Origin of the sequence: Micromonospora palomenae, assembly GCF_007829925.1 — a bacterium.
GTDB lineage: Bacteria > Actinomycetota > Actinomycetes > Mycobacteriales > Micromonosporaceae > Micromonospora > Micromonospora purpureochromogenes.
The window spans coordinates 2047504-2068844 of the sequence record NZ_VIXA01000001.1 but is presented as its reverse complement, the minus strand read 5'-3'; the positions used below and the strand labels follow the sequence as shown (position 1 = coordinate 2068844).

At 74.7% G+C, this 21341-nt stretch carries 18 protein-coding genes; 17 read left to right on the top strand and 1 reads right to left on the bottom strand.

The window, feature by feature from the left end:
* Positions 1–29: 29 nt before the first annotated feature.
* The 16 genes from ruvX (at position 30) to FHX75_RS09245 (ending at position 19524) form a co-directional block, all read left to right on the top strand.
* Positions 30–491 (top strand): Holliday junction resolvase RuvX, encoded by a 462-nt coding sequence (gene ruvX, locus FHX75_RS09325; protein WP_154938109.1) that lies wholly within the window; start codon positions 30–32, stop codon positions 489–491.
* Positions 488–1690, top strand: a complete 1203-nt coding sequence (gene mltG / locus FHX75_RS09320) for an endolytic transglycosylase MltG (protein WP_154938107.1) — start codon at positions 488–490, stop codon at positions 1688–1690. The genes ruvX and mltG overlap by 4 nt, the downstream gene beginning before the upstream one ends.
* Before the next feature lie 48 nt (positions 1691–1738).
* A complete protein-coding gene (locus FHX75_RS09315) occupies positions 1739–2566 on the top strand; it encodes a shikimate dehydrogenase (RefSeq protein ID WP_154938105.1) in 828 nt (275 codons plus the stop codon).
* Between the two features lie 102 nt (positions 2567–2668).
* Complete coding sequence (locus FHX75_RS09310) at positions 2669–4180, top strand: glycoside hydrolase family 16 protein (RefSeq protein WP_154938103.1); 1512 nt, start codon at positions 2669–2671, stop codon at positions 4178–4180.
* 121 nt (positions 4181–4301) lie between these two features.
* Positions 4302–5543: a hypothetical protein gene (locus FHX75_RS09305; protein ID WP_154938101.1), complete on the top strand. Its 1242-nt coding sequence runs from the start codon at positions 4302–4304 to the stop codon at positions 5541–5543.
* Positions 5544–5845: 302 nt separating this feature from the next.
* Positions 5846–6685: a phosphatase PAP2 family protein gene (locus tag FHX75_RS09300; protein ID WP_154938099.1), complete on the top strand. Its 840-nt coding sequence runs from the start codon at positions 5846–5848 to the stop codon at positions 6683–6685.
* Between the two features lie 82 nt (positions 6686–6767).
* Positions 6768–7709 carry a glycosyltransferase gene (locus FHX75_RS09295; protein ID WP_154938097.1) on the top strand — a complete coding sequence of 314 codons (942 nt, stop codon included), beginning with the start codon at positions 6768–6770 and terminating at the stop codon, positions 7707–7709.
* A 184-nt stretch (positions 7710–7893) separates the two neighbouring features.
* On the top strand, positions 7894–9852 hold the full coding sequence (locus FHX75_RS09290) for a delta-60 repeat domain-containing protein (RefSeq protein WP_425463473.1): 1959 nt from the start codon (positions 7894–7896) through the stop codon (positions 9850–9852).
* 189 nt (positions 9853–10041) lie between these two features.
* Positions 10042–11676: a Wzz/FepE/Etk N-terminal domain-containing protein gene (locus tag FHX75_RS09285; protein ID WP_154938093.1), complete on the top strand. Its 1635-nt coding sequence runs from the start codon at positions 10042–10044 to the stop codon at positions 11674–11676.
* The gene (locus tag FHX75_RS09280) at positions 11669–12604 is read left to right on the top strand and encodes a glycosyltransferase family 2 protein (protein ID WP_154938091.1); all 936 of its coding nucleotides are present in this window, start codon (positions 11669–11671) and stop codon (positions 12602–12604) included. Before FHX75_RS09285 ends, FHX75_RS09280 begins: the two co-directional genes overlap by 8 nt.
* Positions 12597–14528 (top strand): O-antigen ligase family protein, encoded by a 1932-nt coding sequence (locus tag FHX75_RS31155; protein ID WP_246157798.1) that lies wholly within the window; start codon positions 12597–12599, stop codon positions 14526–14528. The genes FHX75_RS09280 and FHX75_RS31155 overlap by 8 nt, the downstream gene beginning before the upstream one ends.
* On the top strand, positions 14525–16090 hold the full coding sequence (locus FHX75_RS09265) for a lipopolysaccharide biosynthesis protein (protein ID WP_154938088.1): 1566 nt from the start codon (positions 14525–14527) through the stop codon (positions 16088–16090). Before FHX75_RS31155 ends, FHX75_RS09265 begins: the two co-directional genes overlap by 4 nt.
* A 19-nt stretch (positions 16091–16109) precedes the next feature.
* Positions 16110–16994: a sulfotransferase domain-containing protein gene (locus tag FHX75_RS09260; protein WP_154938961.1), complete on the top strand. Its 885-nt coding sequence runs from the start codon at positions 16110–16112 to the stop codon at positions 16992–16994.
* A gap of 167 nt (positions 16995–17161) precedes the next feature.
* Positions 17162–17704: a class I SAM-dependent methyltransferase gene (locus FHX75_RS09255; protein ID WP_342798442.1), complete on the top strand. Its 543-nt coding sequence runs from the start codon at positions 17162–17164 to the stop codon at positions 17702–17704.
* 100 nt (positions 17705–17804) lie between these two features.
* Complete coding sequence (gene aroC / locus FHX75_RS09250; RefSeq protein WP_088962740.1) at positions 17805–18983, top strand: chorismate synthase; 1179 nt, start codon at positions 17805–17807, stop codon at positions 18981–18983.
* A 34-nt stretch (positions 18984–19017) separates the two neighbouring features.
* Complete coding sequence (locus FHX75_RS09245; protein WP_154938086.1) at positions 19018–19524, top strand: shikimate kinase; 507 nt, start codon at positions 19018–19020, stop codon at positions 19522–19524.
* A gap of 10 nt (positions 19525–19534) precedes the next feature.
* Here the strand turns inward: FHX75_RS09245 and FHX75_RS09240 are convergent, their stop codons facing one another.
* Positions 19535–20263, bottom strand: a complete 729-nt coding sequence (locus FHX75_RS09240; RefSeq protein WP_154938084.1) for an alpha/beta fold hydrolase — start codon at positions 20261–20263, stop codon at positions 19535–19537.
* An 82-nt stretch (positions 20264–20345) separates the two neighbouring features.
* On the opposite strand from FHX75_RS09240, the gene FHX75_RS09235 reads away from it, so the two are divergent.
* On the top strand, positions 20346–21326 hold the full coding sequence (locus FHX75_RS09235; protein WP_154938082.1) for a helix-turn-helix transcriptional regulator: 981 nt from the start codon (positions 20346–20348) through the stop codon (positions 21324–21326).
* Positions 21327–21341 lie beyond the last annotated feature (15 nt).

The window sequence follows — 21341 nt, the reverse complement described above, 5'->3', positions numbered from 1 at the left end:
GGCCCGTTCCGCCGGGGACGTGGTCCGCCGTGGGTGAGTTGACCCGGGGCGTCCGGCTCGGCGTGGACGTGGGGCAGGTCCGGGTCGGGGTGGCCCGGTCGGACCCGCACGGCATCCTGGCCACCCCGCTGGTCACCCTCGCCCGGGACCTGACGACGGCTCCCGACGCGGTGCCCAGCGACATGACGCAACTGGCGCAGCTGGTCGCCGAGCACGAGGCGGTGGAGGTCGTACTCGGCCTTCCGGTCAACCTCGCCGGTAAGCTCGGTCCGGCGGCGCACCACGTGACGGCGTACGCGGACCGTTTGGCCGATGTAATAGCGCCGGTTCCGGTGACGCTCACCGACGAGAGGATGTCGACCGTCGTCGCGTCTCGTAGGCTGGCGGAGCGAGGCGTCCGGGGAAAGCGCCAACGCGCGGTGGTGGACCAGGCCGCCGCGGTCGAGATCCTGCAGAGCTGGCTGGAAGCGCAGCGGAGGCGGACGGAATGATCGACGATCTGGACCTCGGGTTCGACGAGCCGGAGAGGGGTGAGAAGGGCCGGCACCGACGCGGCTTCGTCGAGCGACGCAACGGCAGGTCCGGTGGCCGGGGGAAGACCATCTTCGCCCTGTTGATGGCGCTCGTCCTGTTGGGTGGCATCGGCGGCGGCGCCTTCTACGGCTTCGACCGGGTCCAGAACTACTTCGTCACCCCCGACTACGACGGCGCCGGCACCGGCGAGGCGATGGTCGAGGTGAAGCAGGGCGCGCTGATCGCCGAGATCGGCGACACCCTCGTCGCCGCCGACGTGGTGAAGAGCACCAAGGCCTTCATCGAGGCGGCCGAGGCGAACGCGCTCAGCAAGAACATCCAGCCCGGCCTGTACAAGGTGCGCAAGCAGATGAGCGCGGAGAAGGCGCTCGCCATGCTGCTCGACCGGAAGAACAAGGTCACCAACCAGGTGACCATCCCGGAGGGGCGTACCGCCAAGGACACGTACAAGCTGCTCTCCGACAAGACCAAGATCCCGGTCAAGGAGTTCGAGGTCGCCGCCAAGGACCCGGAGGCGCTCGGCGTGCCGGACTGGTGGTTCGTCCGCAAGGACGGCAAGAAGGTCACCAAGTCGATCGAGGGCTTCCTCTACCCGGACACCTACGAGATCGCGCCGAAGGCGACCGCCGAGGGCTTGCTCAAGGACATGGTCGACAACTTCCTCAGCGTCACCGGTGAGATGAAGTTCGCCGAGCAGGTGCAGGAGAAGCGGGGCGGGATCAGCCCGTACGAGGCGCTGATCGTCGCCTCCATGGCGCAGGCGGAGGCGGGTAACGCCGACGACCTCGGCAAGATCGCCCGGGTCGCGTACAACCGTGCCTACACGGGCAAGTTCCCGTGCAGCTGCCTGGAGTTCGACGTGTCGGTGAACTACTACTGGCAGCTCACCGGCAAGAAGACCAAGGCGTCGAAGGACATGACCACCGCGGATATCCGTGATCCGAAGAACCCGTACAGCACCCACGCCCACCCCGGCCTGACCCCGACCCCGATCAACAATCCGGGCAAGCAGGCGTTGCAGGGGGCGATGGACCCGCCGGAGGGCGGCTGGCTCTTCTTCGTCGCGATCGACAAGCAGGGGCACTCGGCCTTCGCCACCACCAACGCCGAGCACGACCGCAACGTCGAGAAGGCGAAGCAGAACGGGGTGCTCTGAGTCGCTACGCTGCCCTGGTCCGATCGTGGTCCGCGAAGGGGGAGTGCGGTGACGGTGCACAGGGCCGCGGTGCTCGGCAAGCCCATCGCGCACTCGCTCTCCCCGGTGATCCACAACGCCGGTTACGCCGCCGCCGGGCTCACCGGGTGGTCGTACACCCGGGTGGAGTGCGCGGCCGCGGAGCTGCCGGCCCTGGTCGCCGGCCTCGGCCCGGAGTGGGCCGGGCTGTCGGTGACCATGCCCGGCAAGGAGGCGGCGCTCGCGGTGGCCGACGCCGTCTCGCCGGTCGCCGCCGCCGTCGGTGCCGCCAACACCCTGGTACGCCGGCCCGACGGCTCCTGGTACGCCGACAACACCGACGTCAGCGGCATGGTCGAGGTGCTGGCCTCCGCCGGGGTGGCCCCGGGCGGCACGGTGACCGTGCTCGGCGCCGGCGGCACCGCCCGCGCGGCGCTGGCCGCGGCGGCCCGGCTCGGCGCGGCCTCGGTGACCGTGGTGGCCCGCCGGGCGGCGGCGGTCGACGAGCTGCGACCGGTCGCCGGCGCGGTGGGGGTGGCGCTGACCGGCGTCGGCTGGGCGGACGCCGCCGCGCACGCCGGGGCCGACGTGGTCGTCTCCACCGTGCCGAAGGGCGTCGCCGACCCGCTGGCCGGCGAGATCCGCTGGCGGCCCTCGACGGTGCTGTTCGACGCCCTCTACGACCCGTGGCCGACCCCGCTGGCCGCGTCGGCGCTCGCCGCCGGTGCCCGGGTGGCCTCCGGGCTGGACCTGCTGTTGGCCCAGGCGGTCGGCCAGTTCGAGCAGTTCACCGGCGTGCCCGCCCCCCGGGCGGCGATGGCCCGGGCGCTGGCGGCGCACCGGACCGGGCTTTCTTAGCTGCCGGTTAATTCGGCGCGGCAACCGGATGTCCGACGGACGACGAGCGTCAGGCGTCGATACGCTGCTGCCGGTAATCGTCGCCCACACGGGGAGTGTCCCTTGAGCCGGCACGGACTCCACCGCGCAGCATCCCGCCTCGGCGCGCGCCGCAAGGCCGTCGTCCTGGGTGTCCTCAGCGCCGGCATGGTCGCCGGCGTGGTGGCCACGATGATGCCGCTGGTGGCGGCGGAGGTGCCCCCGCTCGTCGTGGCCGCGGCGGCGGACACCACCGCCACCCAGGTCCCGCAGGACGGGGACAACGGCGTCAAGACCACCCTGGCGAGCTGCCCCCGGCTCTGCGACGGCAACCGCACCGGCGAGCGGAACGCGCTGGTCGAGTTCGCGGTGCGCGACCTGCCGGCCGACGCGGTCGACGTCCGCGCCACCCTGCGGGTGCACGCCTGGCAGCCGTTCTCCTCCCGGGTGCACGCCCACCGGGCCTTCGGCACCGCCGCCGGCACCGGCGCCTGGTCGCTGCGGCCGGAGCTCGGGCCGGCGCTGTCCAGCGTCGAGCGGGTCGGCCAGGGCTTCAACGAGTGGGACGTGTCCGGCTCGGTCACCGGCAACGGCCGGTTCGCCTTCGCCCTGACCCAGGAGACCTGGAACACCCGGATCTACTGGGCGTCCCGGGAGAACGTCAAGGTGGCCATCCGGCCGCAGCTGGTGCTGCGCTACGGACGCGGCGGCCGGCCCGCGCCGACCCGGACGACCGCGGCACCCAGCCCGATCGCGACCACCGCCGCCCCGACGCCGTCGCCGAGTCGTACCGCGTCGCCCACCCCGAGCCGGACCGCCCCGACCCCGCCGCCGAGCACCTCCGCGCCCGCCCCGTCGCCGACCACCCGCCCCGGCGACCAGGTGCCCGGCTGGCGGCTGGTCTGGTCCGACGAGTTCGACGGCGCCGGCGTCGACCGGTCGAAGTGGAACCTGCGCGACGGCGAGGGACGCGACATCGACCGGGGCTGCAACGTGGACGACCCGGAGAACACCTTCGTCGCCGGCGGCGTGCTGACCCTGCGCGCCCAGCGGGAGACCGCGGTGTGCAGCTCGCAGACCCGCGAGTACACGCAGAGCTACCTGGACACCATCGGCCGGGCGTCGTTCCGGTACGGCCGGTTCGAGGTGCGCGCCCAGTCGCCCAACGGGCCCACCGACTCGAAGGGCCTGTGGCCGGCGTTCTGGCTGCGCCCGGACGACGGTGGCCGGGGCGAGATCGACGTGGTCGAGCTGCCCGGCGGCGCCGCGTTCTACCAGGCCGCCACCCTGGGCATCTTCTACGACTACACCCCGGTCAAGCAGGACCAGCGGTACCCGTTCCCGACCGGCTACCCGGGCGACGGCTTCCACACGTACACCACGGAGTGGGAGCCGGACGCGATCCGCTGGTACGTCGACGGCCGGCTGGTCTGGCGACGCGACCGGGCGACCACGCCCTGGTTCGACGAGGTGTTCCACAAGCCGTACAACCTGCGGTTGAACTTCCAGGTGGGCGGCTGGCTGGGCGACCCGGACGCGGCGACCCGCTTCCCGGCCGACTTCCGAGTCGACCACGTCCGCGTCTGGCAGCGCTGAGCGCGGCCACCGACACCACGCCGCCCGGCGGGCTCGGTGCCCGTCCGGCGGCTCCTTGCCCCCGGGCCCTATCGTGTCCGCCAGCGCGGACCGGTGCAGGTCCGGGCGGACGGGAGACGGCATGGCGGCGCACCGGGTGGACGATCCCCGCGAACGCTCCGACGGCATCGGCTGGGTGAGCCGGGCGATCTTCGGCGACCCCCGGTTGTGGCTGGACGTCTCCGCCGCCCCGCCCCCGCCGGGTCACCGCGTCGCCGCCCGCTACGCGGTGGTGCCGTCGGTGGCGCGGGCGAAGTTCCTGCTGCCGCTGGCCTCCCGGCGGGTCGGGGCCGCGTCGACGCTGGCGTACAACGCGTTGCGGCCGCGCCGGGTACGGGCCAACCGGCTCGCCGTCGGCGTGCTGGCCGGGCTCGGCGCCACCGGGCTGGCCCGGATGCCGGTGCTGACGGTCGCCGTGCCGGACGGGGTCGAGGAGACCGAGCTGCTGCTGGCCGCGCACCTGGGCCGGCTGGCCGGCTGCCCGCTGCACGCGGCGATCGGCATCCGGCCGCCGGATCCGCACCACAAGCCGACCCTGCAACTCTTCGACGACCGGGGCGCGGCCCGCGGGTACGCGAAGATCGGCTGGAACGACGCGACCCGGGCGATGGTGGCGGCGGAGGCGGTCGCGCTGCGCGAACTGCCCCGCGACGGCGGCGACTTCCCGGACGTGCCCCGGGTGCTGCGCGAGCTGCGCTGGGGCGACCTGGCGGTGACCCTGGTCGAGCCGATGCCCGCCCGGGTCCGCCGGCTGTCGCACCCGGAGCGTCCCGAGGTGGCCGCGATGCTGGCGGTGGCCCGCCGGGGTGGCCCGGCGGCGGCGCCCCGCCCGCTGCGCGGTTCGCCGTTCCTGGCCGACCTCGGCGCGCGCGCCGAACGGGCCGGCGGTCCGGTCGTCGACGCGGTCGCCGCGCTCGTCGCCCGCGACGGCGACACCACACTGGAGTTCGGCCACTGGCACGGCGACTGGGTGCCCTGGAACCTCGGCCGCCACGGCGGCCGGTTGATCGCCTGGGACTGGGAGAACAGCGGCGCGCACCGCCCGGTCGGGTTCGACCTCGCCCACCAGGGGTTCCAGAGCGCGCTGTCGCTGGGCGGCCGGCCGGTGCCGGAGGCCGCCGCCGAGATGGTCGCGGTGCTCCAGCGGCACGGCGAGGCGTTCGGGCTGGACGCGACCCGCCGCCGGCTCGTCGCCGACGCGTACCTCGTCGAACTGTGGCTGCGCACGGCGGAGCTGGCCGCCGGGGGCGGCGGCTGGAGCGACCGCCTGCATCCCGTGCTGCTGCACGTCCTCGCCGAGCGGCTGCCCGACGGGACCGGCTGATCGGGGCGCGACTGTCGGGGAGGCGACCGGCAAACCCGGGGAAAAGCCGCGTGAGCGAGCTGCTCACTACCGCTCATCGGAACCGGTCCTCTAGGGTGTCAACACTCGATCACCACCTGCCGGCGACGGCGTGGTCGATCCTGCCCGGCGTGGGGGCGCCGCCGGGCTCCGGTGTGGGGCGGCCGGCGGTGCGTCGGCGTGGCAGGGGGACGGATGGCAACGGCAGGTGACGTCGGGCGCGGGGCAGCCCGGCGGACGGTGGTCGGCGGGTCGACCGGCCGACGGAACGGCGGCGACCGACGATGACGCTCATCTACGTGCTGGGGCTGTTGGCGGTGCTGGTGCCCGTGGTGCTGACGCCGGTGGCGGCGACCCGCTGGGCGCCGGTGGTCCGCGACGGTCGGGCGGCGCACCGGCTGCGGGTGGCGGTGGCCGGGCTGACCGACGCGTTCGGCCGGACCGGGGCCGCGCTGGTCGTGCTGCTCGCCGGCTGCGCCGCGGTGGTGGCGATCTGCTGGCCGTTGGGGGAGGCGCTGGCCCGCCTTGAACCGCACGTCGACCATCCGGTCTTCGACTACGTGCACGCCCGACGGGTCGACACCTGGGCGGAGCTGAACTCCTTCTACACCGCGCTCGGTGACCGGTACCCGCTCAAGTGGGTCACCGGGGTGGCGACGGTGGTCTTCGTCGTCCTGTGGCGGCGCCGCCGGTGGTGGGTTCCGCTGGTCGTGCTGCCCCTGCAGTTCATCGTCGAGCAGTACGTCCAGGCCATTCTGGCGACCATGGTCGACCGGGGCCACCCCCCGACCGACCTGGGAACCTACCCGTCGGGCGGGTGCGCGCGGATCATGATGACCTTCGGCACCATCGCCGTGCTGGCGATGGTGACCTGGCGCCTGCCGCGCGGCGTCCGGGTGGCCCTGGTGACCCTGGTGGTGACGCTGGTCAGCCTTGAGGGCTACACGCGGATCTACGCCGAGAAGCACTGGCTGACCGACGTGCTCGGCGGCTGGATCTTCGCCGCGCTGCTGTTCGCGGTGACGGCGCTGGCGGTGCTCGTCGCCGAGGGTCGGATCCGGCCGCCGGCACCGTCCGGCGTGACCACCCCGGCGACCCGCGAACCCGTGCCGACCGCCACCTGAGTACGAGCCCCGGCGCCGCACCCGTTCCGCGGCGGCCGGAACGCCCGACCCACCACTCCTCACCACGGAAGCTGGCACCGACGTGACCACCCTTCTCGTCGCCTCCACCGGTGGACACCTCGCCGAGCTGCACGACCTGGCCCCCCGGCTCGGTGTGCAGGACGACTGCGTCTGGGCCACCTTCGACTCGCCGCAGAGCCGGTCGCTGCTCGACGGCCAGGAGGTCATCCACGTCCCGCCGGCCACCACCCGGGACGCGGTGGGCGCGCTGCGCGACCTGCTCGCGGCCCGCCGGGTGCTCGGCGGCGGACGGTTCCGGCAGGTGATCAGCACCGGCGCCAGCGTCGCCATGTCGTTCTTCCTGCCCGCCGTCCGCCACGGCCTGGCCTGCCACTACATCGAGAGCGCCACCCGCACCGAGGGGCCCTCGCTCACCGGACGGCTGGTCGCCCGGGTGCCCCGCACCCGGCTCTACACCCAGTACCCGGGCTGGGCCGCCGGCCGGTGGGCCTACGGCGGCTCCATCTTCGACGGATACCTCGCCTCCCGGCGGGCGACGCCCCGGCCGGTGTCGCGGATCGTGGTCGCCCTCGGCACCCACGACCGGTTCGGGTTCCCCCGGTTGCTGCGTCGCCTGGTCGACGTCCTCCCGCCGGAGGCGGAGGTCCTCTGGCAGGTCGGCTCGACGGTCGTCCCGGGGATGCCCGCCGGCGCCCGCCGCCAGGTGCCGTACGCCGAGATGCAGCAGGCCATGCGGGAGGCGGACGTCGTCGTCACGCACGCCGGGGTCGGCTCGGCGCTGGCCGCGATGCGCGCCGGGCACCGTGCCGTCTACGTGCCCCGCCGCCGCCGGCACGGCGAGCACGTCGACGACCACCAGGTCGCGATGGCCCGGGAACTGGACCGCCGGGGGTTGGTGCTGGCCCGGGAGGCCGACGAGATCACCGTCGACGACCTGGCCGAGGCGGCATCGTGGACGGTCGGCGCGAGCGGCGCCCCGGCACCGTTCCGGTGGACGACGTGACGCCCGGCCCGGTCGGCACGTCCGCCGGTCGAGGCGCGATCCTCGTCCACCGTGGGTGGTGGCGCCGCGACCCGGACGACGGGACCGGACCGAGCCGCCGTCGGAGCGGACCGGTCGGTTGATGGTGCGACAAATCGGAACCCAGCAAGCTACGCAGGATCTCACTTCATCATTGGGGGCGCCCGTGCTTCTCAGAACGTCGTCTCGATCGCGCCGGGGGCCGGCGCTGCGGCGGTGGCTCGCCGCGCTCGCCGCGCCGGTGCTGGCCGTCGGTCTGCTGGCGGCGCCCGCCCGGGCGGACGGCCTTCCGCCGGTGCCCATGACCCTCACCTCGGCGAACCCCGCCGACAACATCCCGCACGCGCAGAACGGCGACGTGAAGGCCTTCGCCGAGATCGGCACCACCGTCTACGTCGGTGGCTCGTTCACCTCGATCAAGGCGGCCGGCGGCGCGAGCTGGACGGCCCGCAGCTACCTGTTCGCGTACGACCGGGTGAGCGGGGCGCTGAAGGCGGGCTTCGCGCCGGTGCTGGACGGCGCGGTGCACGCGCTGGCGGCCAGCCCGGACGGCAAGCTCATCGTCGGCGGCGCGTTCGGCACGGTCAACGGCGTGGCCCGCAAGAACCTGGTCGAGCTGGACCCGACCACCGGCGCCACCGTCGCCTCCTGGGTCGGCCGCAGCGACGGCGGGCTGGTCCGGCGCACCATCGTGCTGGGCAACAAGCTCTACATCGCCGGGGCCTTCCACTGGGTCAACGGCACCCAGCACTCGCTGCTGGCCCGGCTGGACGCCACCACCGGCGCCATCGACCCGACCTTCCAGATCGACGCCAGCGTCGCGCGCAGCAGCGCCGAGCTGGTCTGGGGCCTCGCCGTCGCGCCGGACGGGAAGACGCTGGTCGCGGTGGGCAACTTCACCCAGGTCAACGGGCAGGCGCGCAACCAGGTGGTGGTCGTCGAGAACCTCGCCGGTACGCCGGCCGTCGCCAACTGGAGCACCCAGCGGTACGTGGCGCCCTGCTACAACGGCTTCCCGTTCTACGCCCGCGACGTCGACTTCTCCGACGACGGCAGCTACTTCGTGATCATCGCGGACGGCGGCCGGGCCGACGGGGCGTACTGCGACGCGATCGCCCGGTTCGAGACCGCGACCCGCGGCGCCGCCATCGACGGCACCTGGGTCAACTACACCGGCACCGACTCGGTGACCTCGGTCGAGGTGGCCGACAACGTGGTCTACGTCGGCGGGCACTTCCGCTGGCTGAACAACGCCAACGGCAACGACTCCGCCGGCGCCGGCGCGATCAACCGGTTCGGCCTGGGCGCGCTGGACCCGATCAACGGCCTGCCGCTGGTGTGGAACCCGACCCGCTCGGGTGCGCCGGCCGGCACCACCGACTGGGGTCCGATCCTGTGGGAGCTGTGGCGCGGCAGCAACGGCCTGCTCGCCGGCTTCGACAACGACGGCCTCGGCAACGAGTACCACGGCCGGATGGGTCTGTTCCCGCTGGCCGGTGGCCGGACGATCCCGGCGGTCAACGCGCCGTCGGCCGCCTCGGGCTACCTCTACGTCGGCACCGCCGACGGCCAGGCGACCAAGGTGCCGTTCGACGGCACCACGCTGGGCACCCCGGTGGCCAGCAGCCAGCCGAACCTCACCGCGGCGGGCGCGGCGTTCTCCGTCGGCAACAAGCTCTACTGGTCCAAGACCGACGCGACCGCGCCGAACGGCAGCTACCTGGACGTGTCGATCTTCTCGGGCGGCTCGGTGGGCGCGCCCTGGATCAGCAGCGGCTACAACAACTGGTTCAAGGCCGCCACCATGAGCGGGGCGTTCTACCTCGACGGCCGGATGTACTACACCAAGTCCGGCACGAACAAGTTGTTCTACCGCTACCTGGAGCCGGACGGCTACATCGTCGGCTGCACCGAGTTCACGCTGCCCAGCCTGAACCTCGCCTGGGGCAGCGTCCGGGGCATGGCCTGGGTGAACGGCAAGATCGTGTACGGCAACGCCGACGGCTCGCTGCGGGCCGTCCCGTTCGACGAGACGGCCGTCGACGGCACCGCCTCGGTCCAGCTCGCGCCCGCCTCGGCCGGCGTGAACTGGTCCAGCCGGACGCTGTTCTTCGCCACCTCCTGACCCGATCCGGGTTCCGGGCGGTCCGCCGGTGTCCCCGTGACACCGGCGGACCGCCCGTACCGCAGGGGGCCGGTCGGCTGTCGACCGCGGGTGAACGGTCGGCGACAATGAGACGACCCACCGGCCCCGGCGCGGTCGTCACCCGGCCGGTGCCGGCCACCCTTCCTCATCGCGCAAGGACCTGACCTGATGGACGTGACCGACGTCGCTTCCGCCCGGCAACGCCCGGTCGGCCTCGTCGAGCTGGCCCGCATCCCGCTGCGGCGGTGGCGGATCGTGCTCGCCTCCGCGGCGCTGGTGCTGGCGGCCGTGCTGGCCTACCTGTTCGTGCTGCCGGCCACCTACACCGGGACCACGGCCGTGGTGGTCCGGCCGGTGGTGACCGACCCGTTCTCGGTGCCGTCCGGCGGCGCCGACCGCGCGGTGAACATGACCGCCGAGAGCGGGATCGCCACCAGCAACGACGTCATCGACAAGGTCGCCGGCATCACCGGGCGGGACACCAAGGAGGTGGCCGACGCCCTGGAGGTGGAGACCCCGGTCGGTGGGCAGGTGATGCGCTTCAGCTACGCCGGGCACAGCGAGCGCGAGGCGGTGGACGGCGCGAACGGCGCCGCCGAGTCGTACCTGGAACTGCGCAAGGGCATGTACGAGAACCAGCGCGCCGCGGTGCTCAAGTCGTACGACGACACGATCGACCTGGTCACCGCCCAGCGCACGACGACGCAGCGGTCGCTGCCGGCCAACCAGAGCTCCAGCAACCCGTCCCCGCGCACCAGCGCCCTGCTGGACCAGCTGCGGGCCCTCAACGACCAGCTCGCCACCCTCGCCGAGCAGCGGTCGAAGGTGGCCTCCGCCGACCTGAGCCCCGGCTCGGTGACCAGCGCCGCCCGTACCCCGGTGCCCTCCAGCCGGGACGCGGCGCCGCTGCTACTGGTCGCCGGCCTGCTCGGCGGTCTGCTCCTCGGCGGGCTGGTGGCCTTCGTCCGGGAGTCCCTGGACCGCCGGGTGCGCACCGCCGCCGAGGCCGCCGCGACGATCGGCGCACCGCTGCTCGGCACGGTGCGGTGCCGCCGGGGCGGGCAGCCGGACGAGTCGGACCTGCGCTACCTCGTGCTGGCCCTGGGCCGCTGGGTCGACGGGCCGCAGCGGACCCCGCTGGTGGTGCTCTCCTCAGCGACCGACGAGGGCCGCGAGCAGGTCACCGCCGGGCTCGCCGCGGTGCTGGCCGCCGCCGGGCACGACGTACGCCTCGGCGTCACGCCGGAGAGCCTGGACCGGATCCGCCCGCTGATGCTGGACGCGCAGCGCCGCAACCCGCCGGTGGAGCCGGCCCGCGCCCGCCCGCTGCCCCGTCCCCGCCCGGTGCCCGCCACCACCCCGGCGACGACGGCCGCCGGGCCGGACGACACCGCCGTGATCCCGGCGGTCCGCAAGCCCCGACCGTTCCCCACCGCCGCCGAGGCGAAGAACGGCGCGGTGTACCGCTCCACCACCACGCCGGAGGACAAGACGGAGATCATCCCGACCCCCCGGCCGGCTGCCGACGGCGCGGCCACCGACGGGCAGGAGCTGCGCATCGGCACCGGCAAGGTCCGCCTCGTCGACCTGGACGGCACCTCCTCGGACGGGCTCACCGTGCTGGACGCGCCGCCCGCGCTGCACGACGAGCGCGGGGTCCGGGCCGCCCGGGAGGGCCGGGCGCTGCTCGTCGCGGCCCGGGACCGGACCCGGACGGGTCAGCTGACCCAGCTGGTGGACCGGCTGCGCGCCGTCGGGGTGGAGCCGGTCGGATTCGTGCTGACGGGAGACGGCCGTGACTGACCAGCCGGGCGCCGCGACGGCGTACCCCCCGGTGACCGTGGTGGTGGCCACCCGGGACCGGCCGGGGCTGCTGGAGCGGGCCGTGCGGGCGGTGCTCGACCAGGACTACCCGGGGCCGGTCGAGTGCGTGGTGGTGTACGACCACACCGAGATCCGCCCGCTCGACCTGGCCGTGCCGGCCGGGCGCACCCTGCGGTACGTCATCAACACGCACCGGCGCGGGCTGCCCGGCGGCCGCAACACCGGCGCGGACGAGGCGACCAGCGACCTCATCGCGTTCTGCGACGACGACGACTTCTGGCTGCCGACCAAGCTCGCCCGGCAGGTGGAGCTGCTGGCGGCCCGCCCCGATGCCGCCGCCGCGAGCTGCGGCATCCGGTTGGAGGGTCCGGGCATCGCCAAGGAGCGGCGCCTGGACCGGGCCGAGGTCGGCCTGCCCGACTTCGTCGAGGACCGGGTGATGGAGGTGCACTCCAGCACCATCCTGGTCCGGCGGTCCACCTGGGACGCGGTCGGCCCGGTCGACGAGGAGCTGCCGGGCGGCTACGGCGAGGACTACGAGTGGCTGCTGCGGGTGGCCGCGCACGGCCCGGTGGTGATCGTGCCGGAGGTGCTGGTGGTGGTGGACTGGCACGGCGGTTCGTTCTTCTTCGGCCGCTGGGCGATGATCGTCGAGGCCACCCGCTACCTGCTCGCCAAGCACCCGGAGCTGGCCGGCAGCCGGACCGGGCTGGCCCGGTTGCACGGCCAGATCGCCTTCGCGCTCGCCTCCGGGCGGCGGCGCCGGGAGGCGCTGCGCGAGCTGGGCCGGGTGGTCCGGCTCAACCCCCGCGAGAAGCGGGTGCTGGTGACGGTGCCGGTGGTGCTCGGCCTGCTCTCCGGGGAGCGGGTGCTCCGGCTGGCCCAGCGCCGGGGCCGGGGTGTCTGACCGGCGGCCCGGGGCGACCGCGCCGCCGCTGCCCGTCTGGCCGCTGACGGCCATGTTCGCCCTGGTGCCGCTCTGGTGGGCGCTGGGCGCGTTCTACCTCGGCTGGTCGGTCTTCGGGGTCGTGCTGCTCGCCCTGCTGGTCACCCGTGGCCGGGTCGCGCTGCCCCCCGGCAGCGCCGCCTGGCTGGTCTTCCTCACCCTGGTGCTGCTCAGCGCCACCCGGCTGGACCGGGTCACCGCCTACCTCACCTTCGGGCTGCGCTTCGGCTTCCTGGCGACCGCGCTGGTGGTCTGCGTGTACGTGCACACCCTGGTCCGCGACGGCACCCGGTGGGACCGGGTGCTGCGCCCGCTGGGCTGGTACTGGCTGGGCGTGGTCGCGCTGGGCTGGCTGGCCGTGCTGATGCCCACCTTCGCCCTGACCACTCCGGTGGAGATGGCCCTGCCGCACAGCATCTCGGGGGAGCGCTTCATCCAGGCGCTGACCCACGTACGGGCCAACGAGTTCAACCCGCAGTCGCGCACCCCGATCTACCGCACCGCGGCGCCGTACCCGTACACCAACAACTGGGGTACCGCGTACGCGTTGCTGGTGCCCTGCGTGCTGGCGTACCTGACCTCGGTGCGTACCGGGCGGTTCCGGGTGGCGCTGTGGGTGTCGCTGCCGCTGTCGGTGGTGCCGGCGTTCCTGACGCTCAACCGGGGCATGTTCCTCGGCCTCGGCGCCGGCCTGCTCTACCTGGGCCTGCGCGCCCTGGTCCGGGGCAACGCCCGGCTGATCGTCTCGATCGGCGGGCTGGTCGTGCTGGTCTGGGTGGTCAGCCTGGTCGTGCCGGTGCAGGAGATGATCGACGCCCGGGTCAGCAGCACCGACACCAACGTCGACCGGATGGACCTCTACGTGCGGACCTGGCAGGCGGTGGAACGCTCGCCGCTGCTCGGGTACGGCGCGCCGAAGAGCGTGGACACCACCCTCGCCGAGGAGCCGTTGGGCACCCAGGGCCTCATCTGGCAGATCCTCTACAGCCACGGCATCCCGGCGCTGGTGGTCTTCCTCGGCTGGCTGGTGCTGGTGGCCCGGCGGCTGGCCGCCGCGGTCTCGCCGGCCGGGCACTGGCTGAGCACCGTGCCAGTGATCGCGCTGGTGGTCATCCCGGTCTATGCCTACATCGACCCGAACCTGTCGGTGATCTTCTTCGCGGTCGGGGCCGGGTTGGCGGCGGTCGGCGGGCCGGTCAACCGGGCGTCGACCGGCCCGTCCACCATGGCCCAACCGGTGCCGCTGGCGCCCTGGCGTACCCGGGGGGTCGGCCGGGCCACGGTGCCCGCGCCGCCGCTGCCCCCGCCCGCGCCGCAGCCCGCGACCGGGGTGGCCGCCGTCCCGCTGCGCATGCCGGAGCCGCCGGCTCCGCCCTCCGCGCCGGCCCCGCCGCCTGCGACGGTCCCGGCCCCGGGCGCCGCGCCGGTCGTGCCGCCCGCGACGGTCCCGGCACCGCGATCCGCGCCGGCCGCGCCGCCCGCGACGGTCCCGGCTCCGAATGCCGCGCCGGTCGTGCCGGCGCCGCGATCCGCGACCGCCCCGCCGCCCTCGATCACCCCGCCGTCGACGGCGGCGGAAACCCCGACTGGCGTGCCTGCGCCCCGAGCCGCGACAGCCCCGCCGCCGTCGGCCGCCCCGCCGGCCACGACGGCGGCGGAGGTCACGAGCGCCCTGCCCGCGCCCCGGGCCGCGACCGCCCCGCCCCCTGCGCCTGCCACGCCGGCCCAGTCGGCCGGGACCGCCGTGCCCGCGCCCCGGGCCGCGACCACCCCGCCTCCCGCGCCGGCCCCGACCGTGCCGGCGGCGGCCGAGGCGGCCCGGCCGCCGGCGTCCGAGCCGGACCGGCCGGTCGCGGACGCGCCACGCCAGGGAGGGGCGGCATGACCGATCCGGGTACGCGGCCGACCGGCGCGGCCGCCACGGCGGTCGCGGACGCCGGTGGGTCGGCCGGCGAGCGGGAGGTACGCCGCAGCACGCGCAGCGGAATGGTCGGGCTGGCCGGCGCGGCGGTCAACGGCCTGCTGGGCTTCGTGCTGACCGTGGTGATCGTCCGTGGGCTCGGGCCGGCCGGCTCCGGCGCGATGTTCACCGCGATCGGCGTGGTGGCGATCATGGGCGTGCTCTGCTGCGCCGGTGCCGACACCGCGCTGGTCTGGGCCCTGCCCCGGCGCCGGACGGGTCGCGACGGTGACGCCGCCCGGCTGCTGCCCGTCGCCCTGCTCCCCGCGCTGCTGTTCACCGTGGTCGTGGCGATGACCGGTGTGGCCCTGTCCGGGGCGCTCGCGCCGGTGCTGTTCGACCCGGGCACGCGCGAGGGCGCCGACCTGCTCCGGCTGGCCTTCGCCGGCCTGCCGTTCGTGGTGGCGACCACGGTGCTGCTGGCCGCCGTGCGGGCGGTGCGCCCGGTCGCCGCCCTGGTGGCGGTGCAGTACGTCTTCGTGCCGGCGGCCCGCCCGGCTCTGGTGTCGGCGGCGCTGCTCGCCGGCGCGGGGGTGACGGTGGCCTTCGCCGGCTGGCTCGCCCCGATCGCCGTGGCCGTGCTGGTCTGCGTGGCGCTGCTGGCCCGACCGCTGGGCCTGGGGGCCGGCGCCGCGCTGCGCCCGGTCGGCGCGGACTGGCGGACGCTGTGGGGCTTCGCGCTGCCCCGGGCCGCCTCGGCGACCATCGACGCCAGCAGCATGTGGCTGACGGTGCTGCTCACCGCCGCGCTCGCCGACCAGGCCGAGGCCGGCATCATCGGCGCGGTCGGCCGCTACGCCCTCGCGGGCCTGCTCATCATGCAGGGCCTGCGGGTGGCCGTGGCGCCCCAACTGTCCCGGCTGCTCGGGCAGGGGCGCACCGGCGAGGCGGCCCTGGTCTACCGGCGGATCACCGCGGTGATCATCACGCTCTCCTGGCCCGGCTACCTGCTGCTGGCGGTCTTCGCGCCCGGTTTCCTGCGCCTGTTCGGCGCGGAGTTCACCGCCGGCGCCGCCGCCATGGTCGTGCTCGCCGGCGCGATGATGGTCAACTCCGGGACCGGGATCGTGCAGACGCTGCTGCTGATGAGCGGCAGCAGCGGGCGGCACCTGCTGGCCGCCGCCACCGGCCTGCTGCTCAACGTGGCGCTGGCCGTGCTGCTGATCCCGCCGCACGGGGCGCTCGGCGCGGCGGTGGCCTGGACGGTCGGCATCGTGGCGGAGAACGTCATCGCGACGGTGGCCGCCCGCCGGGTGGTCGGCGAGCCGCTGATCACCCGCTCGGTGCTGCGCGCCGCGGCCGCCGCCGGCACCGCCACCGCCGTGCTGGCCACGGCCGGTGCGGCCGTCGCCGGCCGGGGCGTGGCCGGCCTGTTCCTCACCCTCGGGGTCGCGGCGCTGCTCGGCGTCGCGCTGCTGCTGCACCCGGGGGTACGCCGACGGGCGCGGGCGACGGCGCCGACCCTGCTCGGCCGCGGGCCGAGCTGACGAGGAGGACGAGATGACGATGCGGGACAGGGTCAAGGCGCTGGTGCCCGCCCCGGTGCGGACCGGGGTGCGCACCTCGCTGGTCCGCTACGGGGAGCGCACCAGCGACCGGCGCCCGCTGCCGGACTTCCTCATCATCGGCACCAAGCGCGGCGGCACCACCTCGCTCTGGCGCTACCTGCTGGAGCATCCGCTGGTGCCCCGGCTCTTCCCGGCCTGGAACACCAAGACCTCGCACTACTTCGAGGACACCTTCGCCCGGGGCGAGACGTGGTACCGCTCGCACTTCCCGACCCTGCGGCAGCGGCGGGCGCTGGAACGCCGGCACGGCGGCCCCACCCGGGTGGGGGAGGCCGCGCCGCTCTACATGTTCCACCCGCTGGCGCCGGGGCGGGTGGCGGACCTGATCCCCGCCGTGAAGCTGATCGTGCTGCTGCGCGACCCGGTGGAGCGGGCGTACTCGCACTGGAAGGAGCGGCGGACCGAGGGCGTGGAGCCGCTGGACTTCGCCGAGGCGCTGGCCCGGGAGGAGGAGCGGACGGCGGGGGAGCGGGAGAAGCTGGTCGCCGACCCGACGTACGTCAGCACCGCCTACGACTGGTACACCTACCGGGCCCGGGGGCGCTACCTGGAGCACCTGGAGCCGTGGCTGGACCGCTTCGACCGCGGGCAGTTGCTGATCCTGCCCAGCGAGACGCTGTACCGCGAGCCCGCCGCGACCTACGCCCGGGTGCTGGACTTCCTCGGCCTGCCGGCCCACCGGCTCGACCGGTACGAGGTCTTCAACGACCGGCGCAGCAGCGCGATGGACCGGTCGGTCCGCGACGAGCTGACCCGGTACTACGCGCCGTACAACGAGGCCCTGGCCAGCCGGCTGGGCATGACCTTCGACTGGGGGAGCTGACCGTGGCGAGCGGGACCCGGACCAACGACGACAACCCGACGGCACGCCGCCGGAGTTCCCTGAACGCGCTGCGCTTCCGCCTGGTCGACTCCCCGGACTCGTACGGCGCGAAGCGCCGGGCGAAGCGGGCGCTCTGGCTGTCGGAGACGTTCCCCGACCTCGCCCAGATGTCCGTGCTCGACCTCGGCGGCCGGGTCGACAGCTGGTCAAAGGTGCCGGTACGCCCGCAGCACGTGCACGTGGTCAACCTGGAGCCGCTGCCGGCGGAGCTGCCCGACTGGGTGGAGGCCGACCACGCCGACGCCTGCGAGCTGCCCCCGGCCATCCTGAGCCGCCGCTACGACCTGGTGTTCAGCAACAGCGTGCTGGAGCACGTGGGCGGGCACGAGCGGCGCCGCCGGATGGCCGAGGCGATCCGGGAGCTCGCTCCCCGGCACTGGGTGCAGACCCCGTACCGGTACTTCCCGGTGGAGCCGCACTGGGTGGCGCCCGGCATGCAGTTCCTGCCGGTGCCGGCCCGGGTGGCGGTGGCCCGCAAGTGGCCACTGGCCTACACCCCGGGCAAGTCCTGGGACCAGGCCATGAAGCAGGTGCTCACCACCGAGCTGATCGGTCGGGCCGAGATGCGCTACCTCTTCCCCGACTCGACCATCCGGGCCGAGCGGATGCTCGGCCTGACCAAGTCGATCATCGCGGTCCGGACGGCCTGACCGGTCACGGGTGACCCGCCCGGCGGACGTGCGCGTCCGCAGGGCGGGACGCGCCGGGCGGCACGTCGGGGCGGCGACCGACCGTGACAGACTGAGCGCTGTGTTGCGCTGGCTGACTGCAGGTGAATCCCACGGACCCGCCCTCGTCGCGATGCTCGAGGGGGTGCCCGCCGGGATCGAGGTGACCACCCGGGAGATCTCCGACGAACTGGCCCGGCGTCGACTCGGCTACGGCCGGGGCGCCCGGATGTCGTTCGAGCGGGACGAGGTCGAGGTCATCGGCGGCCTGCGGCACGGCGTCACCCTGGGCAGCCCGGTCGCCATCCGGGTCGGCAACTCCGAGTGGCCGAAGTGGCAGACCGTGATGGCCGCCGACCCGGTGGACCCCGACGAGCTGGCCCGGCAGGCCCGCAACGCCCCGCTGACCCGCCCCCGGCCCGGCCACGCCGACCTGGCCGGCATGCAGAAGTACGGCCACACCGACGCCCGGCCGATCCTGGAGCGGGCCAGCGCGCGGGAGACCGCCGCCCGGGTGGCCGTCGGCACGGTGGCGAAGGCGCTGGTGAAGCAGGCGCTCGGCATCGAGATCGTCTCGCACGTGGTGGAGCTCGGCCCGGTCGCCGCCAAGCCGGGCCTGCGGCCCCGGCCGGAGGACGCCGAGCGGATCGACGCCGACCCGCTGCGCTGCCTGGACCCGGAGGCGAGCGCCCGGATGGTCGCCGAGGTCGATGCCGCGAAGAAGGCCGCCGACACGCTCGGCGGCGTGGTCGAGGTGCTGGCGTACGGGGTGCCGCCGGGCCTGGGCAGCCACGTGCAGTGGGACCGCAAGCTCGACGCCCGGCTGGCCACCGCGCTGATGTCCATCCAGGCCATCAAGGGCGTGGAGATCGGCGACGGCTGGCAGCAGGCCCGCTCCCGTGGCTCCGAGGCGCACGACGAGATCATGCCCACCGCCACCGGCGTGCGGCGGGTCACCGACCGGGCCGGCGGCCTGGAGGGCGGGATCACCACCGGTGAGCCGCTGCGGGTGAAGGCGGCGATGAAGCCGATCTCCTCGCTGAACCGGGCCCTCGCCACGGTCGACGTGACCACCGGCGAGCCGGCCACCGCCATCAACCAGCGCTCCGACGTCTGCGCCGTGCCGGCCGCCGCCGTGGTCGCCGAGGCGATGGTGGCGCTGGTGCTGGCCGAGGCGGCCACCGAGAAGTTCGGCGGCGACTCGGTGGCGGAGATTCGCCGCAACCTCGCCGGCTACCTCGACGCGCTGGTGATCCGGTGACCGGCCGAGCGGCGGCGGGGCGGAGCGTGATCCGGTGACGAAGCCGCTCTGCGTGCTGGTCGGGGCGCCCGGCTCCGGCAAGACCACCGTCGGCGAGGAGCTGGCGGCGCTGCTCGGGGTCGACTTCCGGGACACCGACGCCGACATCGAGCGGATGGCCGGCAAGCCGATCCCGGAGATCTTCATCGACGAGGGGGAGGCGCACTTCCGTACCCTCGAACGGGCGGCGGTGGCGGCGGCGCTGGCCTCGCACGGCGGGGTGCTCGCCCTCGGCGGCGGCGCGGTCCTCGCCGAGGAGAACCGCGCCGCGCTGGTCGGGCACACCGTGGTGCACCTGTCGGTGGAGCTGCCCGACGCGGTGAAGCGGGTCGGGCTCGGCGCCGGCCGGCCGCTGCTCGCGATCAACCCGCGGGCCACCCTCAAGCACCTGATGGACCAGCGCCGCCCGCTCTACGCCGAGGTGGCGACCGCGACCGTGGTCACCGACGGGCGTAACCCGCCGGAGTTGGCCGCGGAGATCGTCGCCCTGCTCAAGCCCTGACCCGGCCGGCTCAGCCCCGGGCGATGGTGTCGAGCAGGTCGGCGAGGGCCTTCGGCTCGCTCAGCATCGGCCAGTGACCGGTCGGCAGCCCGTGCAGCTCGGCGCCGGCGAGGCCGGCGAAGAACGGGTGGCCCTCGGCGATCATCGCGGCGGCCACCTCCACCGGGAAGGTGCACGCCACCAGCGCGGTCGGCACCGGCCGCCCCCCGGTACGCCGCACCGGCTCGGTCGCCGCGCCCAGCGGGTGCCCGGTGGACCGGCGCCGCAGCAGCGCCAGCGCGCCGTCGTCCAGACCGGCCAGGTTCTGCGGGTCCTCGGCCGGCTCCCAGGCCGGCGGCGGCAGCAGATGCCCGTCGCCGATCCGCGCGCGCAGCCGCTCCTGCTCCTCCGGCGGGTTGGTGTCGAACTGGGACACGCCGTCGGGCAGCGGCCCGCTCTCCACGTAGACCACCCGGGCGATCCGGTCCGGCATCCGGTCGGCCGCCTGGGTCACCGGCATCCCGCCGCCGGAGTGCCCGACCAGCACCACGTCGCGCAGGTCCTCCGCCTCGATGAGCGCGGTGAGGTCGGTGGTGTGCGTCTCCAGGCCCACCTCCGGGCCGGCCAGATGGGCCCGGTCGGCCACCCCGGTCAGGGTCACCGCGTACACGTCGTGACCGCGCCCGCGCAGGTCGGCGGTCACCTCCCGCCACGCCCAGCCGCCCAACCAGAACCCCGGCACCAGCACGAACGTCGCCATCTCGGATCTCCCTCGTCTCGATGTCCATGGACACCGTAAGCTGGAATCCGGACAGTTTCCGCCCGGTATTGCGAGGTGGCCCGTGTCACATCCCGCCGGTCGGGTGCTCGCGATGCTCGAACTGCTCCAGAGCCACCACCGGCTCACCGGCGTCGAGCTGGCCGACCGGCTGCGGGTCGACGAGCGCACCGTGCGCCGGTACGCCGCCACCCTGGTCGACCTCGGAATCCCGGTCACCGCCGAGCGGGGCCGGTACGGTGGCTACCGGCTGCGCCCCGGCTACAAGCTGCCGCCGCTGATGCTCACCGACGACGAGGCGGTCGCGGTGCTGCTCGGCCTGGTCGCGGCGGAACGGCTGGGGCTGGGCACCGAGGAGCCGGCCACCGCCACCGCCCTGGCCAAGATCCGGCGGGTGCTGCCGGCTCCCCTCGCCGAGCGGCTCGCCGCCGTCCAGGACCACCTCGGCTTCACGCTGCGCCGCGCCGACCCGGCGCTGCGCCCGGCCACCGGCACGCTGCTCACCCTCGGCGCGGCGGCCCGGCAACGGCGCCGGGTGACGCTGGACTACCGCTCCTGGCGGGGTGAGCCGTCGCGGCGGCAGCTCGACCCGTACGGGCTGGTCTTCCACGCCGGCCGCTGGTACGTCACCGGTTACGACCACCTCCGGGACGAGGTACGCACCTTCCGGCTGGACCGGATCGGTGCGGTCAGCACCGGCCCGGAGACGTTCGCCGTGCCCGACGACTTCGACCCGGTGGCCCAGGTGACCCGCTCACTGGCCGGCGTGCCGTACGCGCACTCCGTCGAGGTGCTGCTGGAGACCGATCTGGTCGCCGCCCGACGCCGCGTCCCGCCCAGCGTCGGCGAGCTCACCGAGGTCGCCGACGGGGTGCTGCTGCGGACCCGCGCCGAGCAGCTCGACGGGATGGCGCAGCTGCTCGCCGGGCTCGGCTGGCCGTTCACCGTGCTCCGCCCGGACGCGCTGCGCGACGCCGTCCGCGCCCACGCGACCCGACTGGCCGGCTGGGCTGACCGGCCCGGCCCCGCCCCACCGTCCGGCTGACGAACGACGGGAGGC

Coding starts and splice junctions, on each gene's coding strand:
- mltG (WP_154938107.1), top strand. CDS start 488: ATGATCGACGATCTGGACCTCGGGTTCGACGAGCCGGAGAGGGGTGAG.
- FHX75_RS09305 (WP_154938101.1), top strand. CDS start 4,302: ATGGCGGCGCACCGGGTGGACGATCCCCGCGAACGCTCCGACGGCATC.
- FHX75_RS09300 (WP_154938099.1), top strand. CDS start 5,846: ATGACGCTCATCTACGTGCTGGGGCTGTTGGCGGTGCTGGTGCCCGTG.
- FHX75_RS09285 (WP_154938093.1), top strand. CDS start 10,042: ATGGACGTGACCGACGTCGCTTCCGCCCGGCAACGCCCGGTCGGCCTC.
- FHX75_RS09265 (WP_154938088.1), top strand. CDS start 14,525: ATGACCGATCCGGGTACGCGGCCGACCGGCGCGGCCGCCACGGCGGTC.
- FHX75_RS09260 (WP_154938961.1), top strand. CDS start 16,110: ATGCGGGACAGGGTCAAGGCGCTGGTGCCCGCCCCGGTGCGGACCGGG.
- FHX75_RS09255 (WP_342798442.1), top strand. CDS start 17,162: ATGTCCGTGCTCGACCTCGGCGGCCGGGTCGACAGCTGGTCAAAGGTG.
- FHX75_RS09240 (WP_154938084.1), bottom strand. CDS start 20,263: ATGGCGACGTTCGTGCTGGTGCCGGGGTTCTGGTTGGGCGGCTGGGCG.